The following is a 12,625-nucleotide window of genomic DNA, read 5'->3' as shown; positions in this document are numbered from 1 at the left end:
GGGCGCTGCTGCTGATCGCCAATGCCGATCCTGACCACGGCGGCTGGCGCATCGCTTTGCCTGACCTCGCCTCGCGCATCGGCGGCTCCGTGCAGCTCGAAATCCGCGCGCCTGACGACGAAATGGCGGGAGAGCTCATTCTCGCCCATGCCCAGCAGCGCGGGCTCGCTCTGGCGGAGGGGGCGAGCGACTATCTGGTGCCGCGCACCACCCGCAGCTTTGCCGCGATCGAGGCGCTGGTGGCGGCAATCGACCGGATATCTCTTGAACGTCAGACGCCTGCCACCATGTCTGTGTGGCGCGCCGCGCTCGAGGCCCTTCACGGCCCCGAACAGCAGCGCCTGTTCTAGGCCCTGCGAGTTGCATCGCGCAGGCTTTGGTGGGAATGTGACGGGCGATGTTTGAACGGCTGATCAGCTATCTCGACTCGGTGCGGGCGCGCGATCCTGCGCCGCGTTCGCGTTGGGAAATCCTGCTTTACCCGGGCGTGCTCGCGCTCGGGCTCCACCGCGTGGCGCATTGGCTGTTTGAGGCGCGGCTGTATTTCCTCGCGCGGTTTGTGAACCATTTCTCCCGCGCTCTGACCGCGATCGACATTCATCCGGGCGCCACCATCGGCAAGAATTTCTTCATCGACCACGGCTTCACCGTGATCGGCGAGACGGCGCAGATCGGCGATAATGTCACGATCTACCAATGCGTCACGCTGGGCGGCTCAAACCCGACCAATGGCAAGGGTGGCAAGCGTCACCCGACTTTGATGGACAATGTCATCATCGGTTCGGGCGCGCAGATCATCGGGCCGATCGTGGTGGGCGAGCGGGCGCGGGTCGGCGCGAATGCGGTCGTGACCGAGGATGTGCCCGCGGGCGCGACCATGATCGGACTGAAGGCCCGCTCGACGCTGGTGCCCGCCGAGGAGTGGCTGCGCGAATTCATTCCCTATGGCACGCCCTGCGATGATCCGCCGTGCGACGAGCAGGGCGGCCAGCGCCGCGATTGCATCGAAAAGCTTGAGGCCGAGATTACGTCGATGCGCGAGGAAATGGCGCTGATGAAGGCGATGCTCGCCGAACGCGCTGCGCCGCCTGCGCCGGTGCGCATCCGCAAGAGCGCGGCCAAGGACTAGCCGGTTGACCTCAGGAATGCAGAGCCCGGGTGGCCATGGTCAGGTGGTCCCCTTTCCCGGACGGAGCGCAGATCAGGTCGGGTTTGAACGGGCCGAACTCACGCGGATCCTCGATCTTTACGGGCGGATGGTCGCGGCCGGGCAATGGCGCGATTATGCGATGGATTTCGATGCCCATGCTGCAACCTTCGCCGCCTTCCGCCGCACGGCCGAGCGGCCACAGGCGCGGCTGGAGAAACGCCCGGCCTTGCGATCGAAGCAGGGGATGTGGACTTTGTTCGGCGAACACGGGCAGGTGCTGAAACGCGGGCATGATCTTGCCAATGTGCTCGCACCGATGGAGCGCAAGTTGCTGAAGGCGGTCGAAGACTGAACCACAAACAGCAAAGGCCCGCCCCCTCGCAGGGACGGGCCTTTTGTTTGCGGTCTAACCGCCTTTAACCGCGCGCGCTGGCGGGGCCGGTGCCGGTGACCTTCTGCATCGCGCGCAGGATGTTGCCCGACTGCTCGGAGCCGGACTGCGGGGCGATGAGGTTGGTGAAGGAGTTGATCTCCTCCCAGCGCGCGGCGAAGCCTTCGAGCGTGCGCTCGCCTTCCGGCAGCCACACGGCGTCGTTCATGACAGTCCACGAGGAGTGGTAGCCGCCCGCGCCAGCGCCGACGATGGCGTTGGTCGGCGCGTCTTCGCTCACGAGGAACAGCGCGGCCGGGACCACGTTTTCCGGCGCGAACAGCTTGAAGGCTTCCTCAGGGAACAGGTCTTCGGTCATGCGGGTGCCCGCGACCGGCGACAGGGTGTTGCAGCGCACGTTATACTTCGCGCCTTCGAGGGCCAGCGTCTTGGTCAGACCCGCGAGACCCAGCTTGGCCGCGCCATAGTTCGCCTGGCCGAAATTGCCGAACAGGCCAGTCGAGGACGCGGTCATCAGGATGCGGCCATAGCCCTGTTCGCGGAAGGTTTCCCAGCACGCCTTGGTGGCGAAGGCCGAGCCGGTGAGGTGGACCTTGACCACGAATTCGAAGTCGGCCGGTTCCATCTTGGCGAAGGTCTTGTCGCGCAGCACGCCCGCGTTGTTGATCAGCACATGCACGCCGCCCCACTTCTGCTTGGCGTCGGCAACCATCTTTTCCATCTGCTCGAATTCGGTGACCGAGCCGCCATTGGCGACCGCTTCGCCGCCCATCGCTTCGATTTCGGCGACGACCTGCGCCGCGGCGTCCGAGGTGCCGGTCCCGTCACGCGAACCGCCGAGGTCGTTGACGACAACCTTCGCCCCGCGCCGGGCGAGTTCGAGCGCATAGGCCTTGCCGAGCCCGCCGCCTGCACCGGTGACGATGGCGACCTTGTCCTTGAAGCTGATGGTCATGTGGGTTCTCCTGTCCAAACATGCGGCGCGGTTTACGCCTGCGTAAAGCAAAATGCGGGCGCTGCGTGGCACTTTCGCGCCCGGCTTGCAACATCCGAACTGACAGGGTGCGATGCCGTAAGGTCAGGCCGCGGTGTTGAAGGCTCTGAGGGCGGGAATCAGCGCTGCAAACGAATCGATCACCGCATCTGCGCCGAGTTCATGCGGCGGCCTGTCGCAATAGCCGTAGGCCGCCGCGATCACCGGCACGCCCGCCGATTTGGCGGCGCGCACGTCATAGGTGGAATCGCCGATGAACACGAAGCGGCCGCCTCCCAATGCCTCGCGCGCGGCGAGGACGGGAGCGGGGTGGGGCTTGGCGAGGAACTGGCCGTCCGGGCCTTTCCCCATGGAATCGCCGCCGATCACCGTCTCGAACGTGCCGATCAGATCGAGCTGGGTCAGCACGTTGCGGGCGAAGGCTTCGAATTTGTTGGTGACGACCGCCATTCGCACGCCCTGCGCGGCTAAGTCCGCCAGCGCCTCGCGCACGCCGGGGTAGGGGGCGGTGTGGACGGCGTTGTTCTGTTCGTAAAAGCCGAGCATCGCCTTGTAGAGCCGCTTGAACTCGTCCTCGGGGACACCGCCCTGCGCCTCGACCGCGCGGGCGAGCATGATCTTGGCCCCGCCGCCGATGAGGTCCTTGCTGGTCTCGACCGAGACTTCCGCAAAGCCTCCCAACGCCAGCGCATGGTTCACCGCCGCGCCAAGATCGCGAAAGGTATCGAGCAGGGTGCCATCAAGGTCGAAGCCGATGGCGTCAAAAGGGATCGTCGTCATGGTGTGCGCGGTGGCGGATGGTTCTTCAAACCGCAAGCAATTGCTGGCAGGCGCGGCATTCCCTAAAGACAGGCACCATGATCACGACGACACATCCTTTCGCTGCCATCATCCTTGCCGCGGGCAAGGGCACCCGCATGAAAAGCGACACGCACAAGGTGCTGCACCCCATCGCGGGCCGAGCCATGCTTGAACACCTCATGGCGAGTGTGGCGGAACTCCAGCCAGAGCGGACTGCGGTCGTGGTGGGCGCGGGGCGTGACCAGATCGAGGCAGCTGTCGGCGCGCGGGCAACGACCTGCCTTCAGGAGCCGCAGCTCGGCACAGCCCATGCGGTGCAACAGGCCGAGGGTGCGCTGGCGGATTTTGCGGGCGATGTGTTGGTGCTTTACGGCGATGTGCCCTTCGTGAAAGCGGCGACAATGCGCGCCATGCTCGAACGGCTGCATGGTGACGATAGTCCCGCTGCCGTGGTGCTGGGCTTTGAACCTGCCGATCCGCTCGCCTATGGCCGGGTAATTGCGGATGATGCGGGGACCATCCTCAAGATGGTCGAATACAAGGACGCGGACGAGGGCGAGCGTGCCACGCGGCTCTGCAATTCCGGCCTGCTGGCCGCGCGTTCTGAAGACCTGTTCGCCCTGCTCGCGCGGGTCGGCAATGACAATGCGCAGGGTGAATATTACCTCCCCGACATCGTCAATATTGCCATCGCGGATGGGCGCACCTGCGCGGTCATCACCGCCGAAAGCGCGGACGAAGTGGCCGGGATCAACTCCCGCGCCGAACTGGCCGCCGCCGAAGCGCGGTGGCAGGCCGCGCGCCGACTTCAGGCGATGGACGACGGCGCGACCCTGATTGCGCCTGAGACGGTGTTCTTCAGCTGGGACACTGAGGTGGGCCGCGATGTCACCATTGAACCCAACGTGTTCTTCGGCCCCGGCGTGGTGATTGCCGACAACGTCTTGGTGCGCGCCAATTCCCATATCGAAGGCGCCAGCCTCGCCAGTGGGGTCAAGGTCGGGCCCTTTGCGCGCCTGCGCCCGGGCACAGTGCTGGGCGAGAACAGCTTCATCGGCAACTTCGTCGAAGTGAAGAACGCGGTGCTCGGCGAAGGGGCAAAGGCGAGCCACCTCACCTATCTGGGCGACGCTACCATTGGCGCGGGCGCGAATATCGGCGCTGGCACCATTACCTGCAATTATGATGGCTACTTCAAGTACAAGACCGTAATTGGGCCGGGGGCCTTTATCGGTTCCAACTCGTCCCTCATCGCCCCTGTGACCATCGGCGCTGATGCGATTGTCGCGGCAGGATCGGCGGTCAGCCGCGATGTCGCGCCGGGCGAACTCAGGATGGTGCGCGCCGAGCAGCTGGTGAAGGACGGCTGGGCCGACCGCTTCCACGATGCGATGAAGAAGAAAAAGGCAGCGGAGAAAAAGGGGTGAGCGATACACCCAACTGCTGGCTCTGCGGCCGCCCGCTCGGCGACATCGTCCAATGGCATCACCCCGTGCCCAAGGCGAAGAAGGGCAAGGTAAAAGTGCCGATCCACCCGATCTGCCACAAGACGATCCACGCCAACTTCACGAACAACGAGCTCGCCCGCATCGGCGATAGCGCCAGCGTGATCCGCGACAATCCCGCTATTGCGAAGTTCGTCGCCTGGATCGCCAACAAGCCCGCCGATTTCGACGCGCCGACGCGGTAGGGGTGGAACTTTCGGCTGGCCTGCCCACTTGTGGTGCATGCCATCAGGAGAAACACCATGAACGCCGGACGCTGGATCGCTGCCGGGATCGGCCTTGCCGCTGTGGGAGCTGCCGCCGTGTATGCCCAATACCGCCAGACCGAACAGCCCGACTTTGCGCTCGTCAGCGCGGATGAAGACTTCGAACTGCGCGATTACCCTTCACTGGTGGTCGCCGAAGTCAGCCATTCGGGCAGCCGTGAACGCGCCAGCGGGGCAAGTTTCCGGCGCCTCGCCGCCTATATCTTCGCGCAGGATCGCCCGGCAGGCGGCGAGAAAATCGCCATGACCGCGCCGGTTCTTCAGGATGAAACCCAGCCGGGCGAATGGCGGATGCGGTTTGTGATGCCTTCGAAATATACGCTCGAAACCCTGCCGCCTGCGCCGGCCGATATTGCGCTCACCCAGATGCCCGCGCGGCGGATGGCGGCTATCCGGTTCTCGGGCAATGGCGGGGCCCGCGATCTCGCGCTGATGGAGGCGCGTCTGCGGGACTGGATGATGGGGCAAGGGCTGATGCCTGCCGGCGAGGCCGAGTTTGCCTTCTACGATGCGCCGATGGTGCCGGGGCCGCTACGCCGCAACGAGGTGCTGATCCCCGTCGCGGCGAAGTGACCGGCGGCGCGGGGCGTCATGCGTCCTGCATCCGCCCCGTACCAGCGGGCGCATCGGCGAGATAATCGGCTTCCCATTGTTCGAACTCGCTGCGGCTCAGCAGATAGCGTTCGCGTGCTTCGTGGAAGCTGATCGCCTTCTCGTGAACGGCGCGGACAACCTCGTCCTTGCGCGCCTTTGACCAGTGAACGCGGTGCGTCTTGGGCAGGGCGTTGTAGCTCTTGATCGCATCGGCGATCGAAATCTCTCTGGGGTAGGCCATCAATTTGCTCCTCATCGCTTGTGCTCATCGCCCCCGATGGCCTGAGTGTTGACGGGAAGACCTAACCAGACCTTTCGAAACAGGGTTAATTTTGCGTTGAGGAAGCGTCCCGTTCCGTGGGTGCGACGAACCGAGCGCAAAGTGTCGGCTTGTTTTACAGGCAGTTGAGTTGCCTTGCGGACCTAACGCAAAAGGGGCGGCTCCTTACCGGAACCGCCCCCTCGCAAATCGCCTGTCAGCGCAAGCTTACCCGCCGGACACGGGCGCCATGAGCCGCTGCATCAGGTAGATGAATTGCAGCGCCTGAAGCTTCGCACGCTGGTCATTGTCGACCCCGCCGGAGTGGCCTCCGGTCGTATCCTCGAAGTAGTAATAGGGCTGGCCGAGCGCCTTCAGTTTGGCTGCACCCTTGCGCGCGTGGGCGGGGTGGGTGCGGTCATCCGCGGTCGAAGCCCACAGGAACGGCGCTGGGTAATCCACGCCTGCCACGATCTTCTGGTAGGGCGAATAGCCCTCGATCCAGGCGCGCTGTTCGGGGATGCGCGGATCGCCATATTCGCCGATCCACGAAGCCCCGCGCCCGATCACGTGATAGCGCAGCATATCGAACAGCGGGATCTGCACGATCGCCGCGTTGAGCAGGTCTGGGCGCTGGGTGAAGAAGGTGCCGACCAGCAGCCCGCCCTGCGAGCCGCCCTGGATGCCGAGATGCTCCGGCGAGGTGAAGCCGCGCTTCACCAGATCCTCACCCACGGCGATGAAATCGTCCCAGGTGCGCTGCTTGTTCTCGCGGATCGCCGTCTGGTGCCAGTTCGGCCCGAACTCGCCACCGCCACGCAGGTTGGCGAGCACATAGGCGCCGCCCTTTTCGACCCACAGCTTGCCGGTCGAGCCGAGGTAGCCGGGCAGGCGCGGCACCTGGAACCCGCCGTAGCCGGTCAGCAGGGTCGCAGTGGTGCCGTCCAGCGCCATGCCCTTGGGCTTGACGATGAAGTAGGGGATCTTGGTCCCGTCCTTGCTGGTCGCCTCATGCTGTTCAACATCCATCCCGGCCGGATCGAAATAGGCCGGGCTGGTCTTGAGCACGGCGGGCGGCGTGCTGCCATCGGTGTAGTAGAGCGTGGTCGGATTGAGGAAATCGCTGACCGTGTACATGATCTGGTCGGTCTCGTCCGACGATGCCGCGATGCCGAGCGTCGCGTTATCGGGCAGGGGCACTTCCTTGCTGACCCACTTGCCGCCGTCAAAGTTAAATTCCAGCACCTTGCCCACGACATTGTCGAGCAGCGTCACGAACAGCGCATTGCCGGTGATTGCGCCGCCTTGCTTGGTCTGGCGCTCACCCGGCGCCCAGACGAGGGTCTTCTTCGCACCGTTCGGATTGGCTTTCCATTCCTCAAGGTTGACCGCAATCAGGCTGTCAGCGGGGAAGGTCTGGCCGTCTGTGGTCCAGTCGACATCGGTCGACAGCAAGATGTGGCCGTCGACGATCCCGAACAGACCGGCCTTCTTGGGAATGTCGAGTTCGAGCCACGTTCCGTTGTGCTCGACATAGTTGATGCTCTCATGGAAGCTGACGCCGCGATAGGCGGTGCGGGCGTGGATGGTGCCCTTGTTGTCGCGCAGCAGGGTCGCGCCGGCCCATACATCGGTCGGTTCGCCGCGGAAGATTTCAGGTGCATCGGTAATCGCCGTGCCGCGCTTCCAGACGCGGCTGGTGAAGGGATATTCGCTTTCCGTCAGCGTGCCTTCGCCAAAGCCGCGACCGACCAGCAGCGTGTCAGCGTCAATCCACTGCACGCCGCCCTGGCTCTTGGTGTCGAGCACAAAGCCGTCTGCAACGAACTGCTTCGTCGCGGTGTCGAACTCGCGCATAATGGTGGCGTCCTCGCCGCCGTCGCTCAGCGCGACCATGCACTTGGTCAGCGCGGGCGGCAGGCAGGTCATGCCCTGATAGACCCATTCCTTGCCTTCAGCCTTGGCGAGCGCATCGACATCGAGGACGATTTCCCACTCCGGCTTGGCGGTGCGGTAGCTTTCCAGCGTCGTGCGGCGCAGCAGGCCCTTGGGGTTCGCCTTGTCCTGCCAGAAATTGTAGAGCCCATCGGGGCGGAAGCTGACGAACGGGATGCGGTCTTCGCTGTCGAAGATCGCCAGCGCTTCGGCCTTCAATTGCGCATAGCGGGGATCGGCCTCAAAGGCGGCCAGCGTCCGCTCGTTCTCCTTGGCGACCCATTCCAGCGCCTCGGGGCTGCGGGCTTCCTCCAGCCAGATATAGGGATCCTGCTCGGGGCCGGGGACGCCGTCCTGCGCGACAGCAATGCTTGATGTGGTCATAGCCAGCGCAATGGCCAGCCTCGATACGAGTTTCAAGTGCGACTCTCCCATTCACGGTTGCAGCGGCTGCGGCGTCTCGGCAGCAGGGCGGCGCGAAGGTGGCCGGAGGTCGCACGGATTGCAAGGCCGCGCTTGGGGGAAATTACTCGCGCAGGGCGAAGGCACGAATGTCGCGGGTTGCCAGCGTCTCGTGCGCGATCTCGCGGTAGTCACGCGCGATTGCGGCGGCGACCATGCGCTTGGCTTCACGGCTCTGCGGTGTGACGGGGCGGTCGGCAGTGACAATCACCGGCGGGCGCGTCGCGAGGATGCGCGCGACCTCGCCGACCTGCGAGGTGCCGAGCGCGTTTTGCTCCAGCGCATTGTTGAGGTGATCGGGATAGATGAAGCGGGTGGGCAGGCAGCTTCCCGTCATCCGGTAAAGCGCGGTCGGCCCGTCGAACACGAACAGACAGCGCCCGGCGGCAGCATCGATCTGCGGGGCAATGGCGCTCGCCAGCCGCTCGGTCGCGGTGCGGTTGTCGTGGGTGAGACCGTACTGGAACGGGACCAGTGCAAGGTAGAGCGCGGCCGGGACCAACATCGGCAGGTTGAGCCGCGCATCCGGCTTGGCCGGGAACAGCGGCAGGCTCAGCAGAATGCAGGCCGGGACCAGCGCGGCGAGGTAATAGCGGTAGACGGTCGAGGGCAGGAAGACTGTCGCGAGCGCCGCCGCCAGCCACAACAGCACGAAGACATAGGTCTGGGGCAGAGGCGCGGCGCGGCGCGCGGCGTTGAGGCCGAACAGCGCCAGCCCGCCGAGCGGCAGGAGGAACAGGATGATGTCCTTGTGCAGCCGCCCTGCGCCTGCAGGCAGGCGGTCGAAGAAGGACATAAAATTGGCGAAGATGAACGCGTCCCAATGCCCCGCCAGCGCATAGCCCGCTGCCACCAGCGCGGTCGGCAGCACGCCAAGCACCCCAGACGCGGTGGCTAGCAACGCCAGCCGCGCAGGGCCCGCGCCGCGCCGATGTTGACCCCACAGCGCCCACAGCCCGAAGAACAGGCATTGCGGCAGCACGGTGTACTTCACTTGCAACGCCAGCCCGCCGATCAGCATGGCGCTCAGCATCCGCAGCACCGCGTGAGGGTGGTCGGGATTGCGCACCAGCACCGCCATACCCAGCATCATCGGGATGAAGAACGCCTCGGAATTGCCCGAGAACGCGCCGTAGATCGCGGTCAGCACCACATAGAGCAGCCCGGCAGCGGTCGCCGTCCCCCGGTCGGTCAGATCGCGCGCCAGAACAAACGTGAGCCATGCGCCCGCCACGGTGAAGGCGGCGGCCAGACCCTGATAGGCTTCCGGCCCCGGCCCGCCGATGGCATGGGCGAGGGCATAGAGCGCGAACAGGCCGAAGGGCTTGCGATCCCACAGGTCGACGAACACGACCTTGCCGTCCAGCATGGCATTCCCGATCAGCGAATAGAGCTGCTCGTCGGTATCGGCATTGGCATCGCCAAACCACGCCCCGCGCACCAACAGCGTGAACAGCAGCAAGACGCCACCCACCCACAGATCGGCTCTGATCGCGGCGGGCGCGGCACGACTGACAGGCGAAGCGAACATGGCGCCAGCCTTGCCACGGACATGGTTAATTTTCTGGCTACGCGCGGGGGGAGGCCAAAGCAAAAGGGCGACCCTGCGGGGCCGCCCTCATGACTTGCGATGATGGTGAGGCTCAGCCCTCGACGTGTTCGGCAAGAACCGTGAGGCCCTTTTCGTTCACCTCGGCAAAGCCGCCACGCACCTGAATGATCTCGGGCGCCGCGCCGTCCTTGGCGAAGATCTGCACCGCGCCGTCGCGGATCGTGCTCATGAAAGGCGCATGGCCCTCCAGCACGCCGAATTCGCCCTCGGTGCCGGGGACGACCACCATGTGGACGTCTTCCGACCGGACAAGCTTGGCAGGGGTGACGAGCTCGAAGTGGAGGGGCATGATGCCTTAGACCTCTTCGGCCATCTTCTTGGCCTTGGCGACCACATCCTCGATCCCGCCGACCATGTAGAACGCCTGCTCAGGCAGGTGGTCATATTCGCCGTCGACCACCGCCTTGAAGCTCTTCACGGTGTCTTCGATCTGCACGAACACGCCCGGGATGCCGGTGAAGACTTCCGCGACGTGGAAAGGCTGCGACAGGAACTTCTGGATCTTGCGCGCGCGGGCGACGATCGTCTTGTCCTCTTCCGACAGTTCATCCATCCCGAGAATGGCGATGATGTCCTGCAGGCTCTTGTACTTCTGCAAGGTTTCCTGAACGCGGCGGGCGGTTTCGTAATGCTCGGCACCGACAACGCGCGGTTCGAGCACGCGGCTGGTCGAGTCGAGCGGGTCAACCGCCGGGTAGATGCCGAGTTCCGAAATCGCGCGGTTCAGCGTCGTGGTCGCATCCAAGTGAGCGAACGAAGCGGCAGGCGCCGGGTCGGTCAAGTCGTCCGCGGGAACGTAGATCGCCTGCACCGAGGTGATCGAACCCTTGGTGGTCGAGGTGATGCGCTCCTGCAGCTTGCCCATGTCGGTCGCCAGCGTCGGCTGGTAGCCCACCGCCGAGGGAATACGGCCGAGCAGCGCCGACACTTCCGAACCGGCCTGCGTGAAGCGGAAGATGTTGTCGACGAAGAACAGCACGTCCTGGCCTTCAACGTCGCGGAAATATTCCGCCATCGTCAGGCCCGACAGCGCGACGCGTGCGCGGGCGCCCGGGGGCTCGTTCATCTGGCCGAACACCAGCGCCACCTTGGAGCCTTCCGAGGTCGCATTGCCCTCGGCGTCCTTGGCGATGACGCCGGCGTCGAGGAATTCGTGGTAGAGGTCGTTGCCCTCGCGGGTACGTTCACCCACGCCCGCGAACACCGACACGCCGCCGTGGCCCTTGGCGATGTTGTTGATCAGTTCCTGAATCAGCACGGTCTTGCCGACGCCTGCGCCGCCGAACAGGCCGATCTTGCCGCCGCGCGCATAGGGGGCGAGCAGGTCGATCACCTTGATGCCGGTGACAAGGATCGCCGCTTCGGTCGACTGGTCAACGAACAGCGGGGCTTCGGCGTGGATCGGCATGGTGCTGTCCGCGCCAATCGGGCCGCGCTCATCGATCGCTTCGCCGATGACGTTCATGATGCGGCCGAGGACCTTGGGGCCAACCGGCACCGAGATCTGCGCGCCGGTGTTCACGACTTCGCTGCCGCGCACGAGGCCTTCGGTCGCGTCCATCGCGATGGTGCGCACGGTGTTTTCACCAAGGTGCTGGGCGACTTCGAGCACCAGCGTCTTGCCGTTGTTCTTGGTTTCCAGCGCGGTGAGGATCGCGGGCAGTTCACCGGGGAACTGCACGTCGACGACAGCGCCGATGACCTGGCTGATCGTGCCGTTGGTGGTCTGGTTGAGAGCGGGGGCGGTGGCCATGATTGTTTCCTTGGCTTTCGATTAGAGCGCTTCTGCGCCCGCGATAATTTCGATGAGTTCGGTGGTGATCGCGGCCTGGCGGCTGCGGTTGTACTGGATGGTCAGCTTCTGGATCAGCTCGCCCGCGTTGCGCGTGGCGTTGTCCATCGCGGTCATCGAGGCGCCCTGTTCCGAGGCTTCGCGCTCAAGCAGCGCGCCGAACAGCTGGGTGCGCACATAACGCGGCAGCAGTTCTTCGAGGATTTCCTCCTCGCTCGGCTCGTATTCCACCACCGAGTCCAGCACGACCGCATTGGTCGGCGCGGGGACGGGGATCAGCTGGTTGATGGTGGGGTCCTGCGCCAATGCCGACTTGAATGTCGGGTAGACGAGGTGCGCGACATCGAAATGGCCTGCGTCGAACAGCGCGATCAGTTCGTTGGCGATGGCCTCGGCTTCGGCGAAACCGGGGGTCTTGACCGTGCTGGTGTCAAAGCCGCCGCCGATCAGGGTCGGGAATTCGCGCTTCAGCGGCGCGCGGCCCTTCTTGCCGACGAGGTAGAACTCCACCGTCTTGCCAGCGGCCTGCAATTCGCGCGCCTTGATCTTGGCCGCCTTGACCAAGTTCGAGTTCAGACCGCCGCACAGGCCCTTGTCGGTGTTGACCACCACAAGCAGGTGGCGCTGGTCCGACCCGGTGCCGCCGAGCAGCTTGGGGGCGCTATCGCCCGCAACCTTGCCCGCCAGCGATGCCATCACCGCCGCAAGGCGCGTGGCATAGGGCCGGCCGGCCTCAGCCGCAGCCTGGGCACGGCGCAGCTTGGCCGCCGCGACCATCTGCTTGGCCTTGGTGATCTTCTGGGTCGATTTGACCGAGTTGATCCGGCCCTTGAGTTCCTTGAGTGAGGGCACTTCAGGGTGTCC

The 12,625-nt window shown here is 64.8% G+C and carries 14 protein-coding genes; 6 read left to right on the top strand and 8 right to left on the bottom strand.

The genetic code is table 11. The annotated features are described in order from the left end of the window. The 3 genes from GVM20_RS14570 to GVM20_RS14560 all read left to right on the top strand — a co-directional run. The coding region (locus GVM20_RS14570; RefSeq protein WP_502706199.1) for an HdaA/DnaA family protein at nt 1–350 on the top strand (350 nt) is incomplete at its 5' end. A 47-nt stretch (nt 351–397) separates the two neighbouring features. Continuing rightward, nucleotides 398–1,129 (top strand): serine O-acetyltransferase EpsC, encoded by a 732-nt coding sequence (gene epsC / locus GVM20_RS14565; RefSeq protein WP_166547914.1) that lies wholly within the window; start codon nt 398–400, stop codon nt 1,127–1,129. 16 nt (nt 1,130–1,145) lie between these two features. After that, nucleotides 1,146–1,502, top strand: coding sequence for a DUF2794 domain-containing protein (locus tag GVM20_RS14560; protein WP_166547918.1), 357 nt, complete (start codon nt 1,146–1,148; stop codon nt 1,500–1,502). A gap of 64 nt (nt 1,503–1,566) precedes the next feature. Here GVM20_RS14560 and GVM20_RS14555 read toward each other — a convergent pair whose 3' ends face one another. Together GVM20_RS14555 and GVM20_RS14550 are read right to left on the bottom strand one after the other, a co-directional pair. Continuing rightward, on the bottom strand, nt 1,567–2,496 hold the full coding sequence (locus tag GVM20_RS14555) for an SDR family NAD(P)-dependent oxidoreductase (protein WP_166547913.1): 930 nt from the start codon (nt 2,494–2,496) through the stop codon (nt 1,567–1,569). A 123-nt stretch (nt 2,497–2,619) separates the two neighbouring features. Then, the gene (locus tag GVM20_RS14550) at nt 2,620–3,315 is read right to left on the bottom strand and encodes an HAD-IA family hydrolase (protein WP_166547912.1); all 696 of its coding nucleotides are present in this window, start codon (nt 3,313–3,315) and stop codon (nt 2,620–2,622) included. 77 nt (nt 3,316–3,392) lie between these two features. On the opposite strand from GVM20_RS14550, the gene glmU reads away from it, so the two are divergent. From glmU to GVM20_RS14535, 3 genes are read left to right on the top strand one after another with little or no spacing between them, the layout of a single operon-like run. After that, a complete protein-coding gene (gene glmU / locus GVM20_RS14545) occupies nt 3,393–4,763 on the top strand; it encodes a bifunctional UDP-N-acetylglucosamine diphosphorylase/glucosamine-1-phosphate N-acetyltransferase GlmU (RefSeq protein WP_166547911.1) in 1,371 nt (456 codons plus the stop codon). Beyond that, nucleotides 4,760–5,026, top strand: a complete 267-nt coding sequence (locus GVM20_RS14540; RefSeq protein WP_166547910.1) for an HNH endonuclease — start codon at nt 4,760–4,762, stop codon at nt 5,024–5,026. Before glmU ends, GVM20_RS14540 begins: the two co-directional genes overlap by 4 nt. 57 nt (nt 5,027–5,083) lie before the next feature. Then, complete coding sequence (locus tag GVM20_RS14535) at nt 5,084–5,680, top strand: SOUL family heme-binding protein (protein ID WP_166547909.1); 597 nt, start codon at nt 5,084–5,086, stop codon at nt 5,678–5,680. Nucleotides 5,681–5,696: 16 nt separating this feature from the next. On the opposite strand, the gene GVM20_RS14530 is transcribed toward GVM20_RS14535, so the two are convergent. From GVM20_RS14530 to GVM20_RS14505, 6 genes are all read right to left on the bottom strand, one after another. Continuing rightward, nucleotides 5,697–5,942, bottom strand: a complete 246-nt coding sequence (locus GVM20_RS14530) for a DUF1153 domain-containing protein (RefSeq protein ID WP_160761416.1) — start codon at nt 5,940–5,942, stop codon at nt 5,697–5,699. Between the two features lie 246 nt (nt 5,943–6,188). Then, the gene (locus GVM20_RS14525; protein ID WP_166547908.1) at nt 6,189–8,279 is read right to left on the bottom strand and encodes a prolyl oligopeptidase family serine peptidase; all 2,091 of its coding nucleotides are present in this window, start codon (nt 8,277–8,279) and stop codon (nt 6,189–6,191) included. 142 nt (nt 8,280–8,421) lie between these two features. Beyond that, nucleotides 8,422–9,888 carry an ArnT family glycosyltransferase gene (locus GVM20_RS14520; protein WP_166547907.1) on the bottom strand — a complete coding sequence of 489 codons (1,467 nt, stop codon included), beginning with the start codon at nt 9,886–9,888 and terminating at the stop codon, nt 8,422–8,424. Nucleotides 9,889–10,000: 112 nt separating this feature from the next. Further along, nucleotides 10,001–10,258 carry an ATP synthase F1 subunit epsilon gene (locus tag GVM20_RS14515; protein ID WP_166547906.1) on the bottom strand — a complete coding sequence of 86 codons (258 nt, stop codon included), beginning with the start codon at nt 10,256–10,258 and terminating at the stop codon, nt 10,001–10,003. Nucleotides 10,259–10,264: 6 nt separating this feature from the next. Then, complete coding sequence (gene atpD, locus GVM20_RS14510; protein ID WP_166547905.1) at nt 10,265–11,722, bottom strand: F0F1 ATP synthase subunit beta; 1,458 nt, start codon at nt 11,720–11,722, stop codon at nt 10,265–10,267. A gap of 21 nt (nt 11,723–11,743) precedes the next feature. After that, the gene (locus GVM20_RS14505) at nt 11,744–12,613 is read right to left on the bottom strand and encodes a F0F1 ATP synthase subunit gamma (RefSeq protein ID WP_166547904.1); all 870 of its coding nucleotides are present in this window, start codon (nt 12,611–12,613) and stop codon (nt 11,744–11,746) included. Nucleotides 12,614–12,625 lie beyond the last annotated feature (12 nt).

It is taken from the genome of Porphyrobacter sp. SLTP, from assembly GCF_009905735.1.
Classification (GTDB): domain Bacteria; phylum Pseudomonadota; class Alphaproteobacteria; order Sphingomonadales; family Sphingomonadaceae; genus Erythrobacter.
This window is presented reverse-complemented; position numbering and strand designations above follow the sequence as displayed.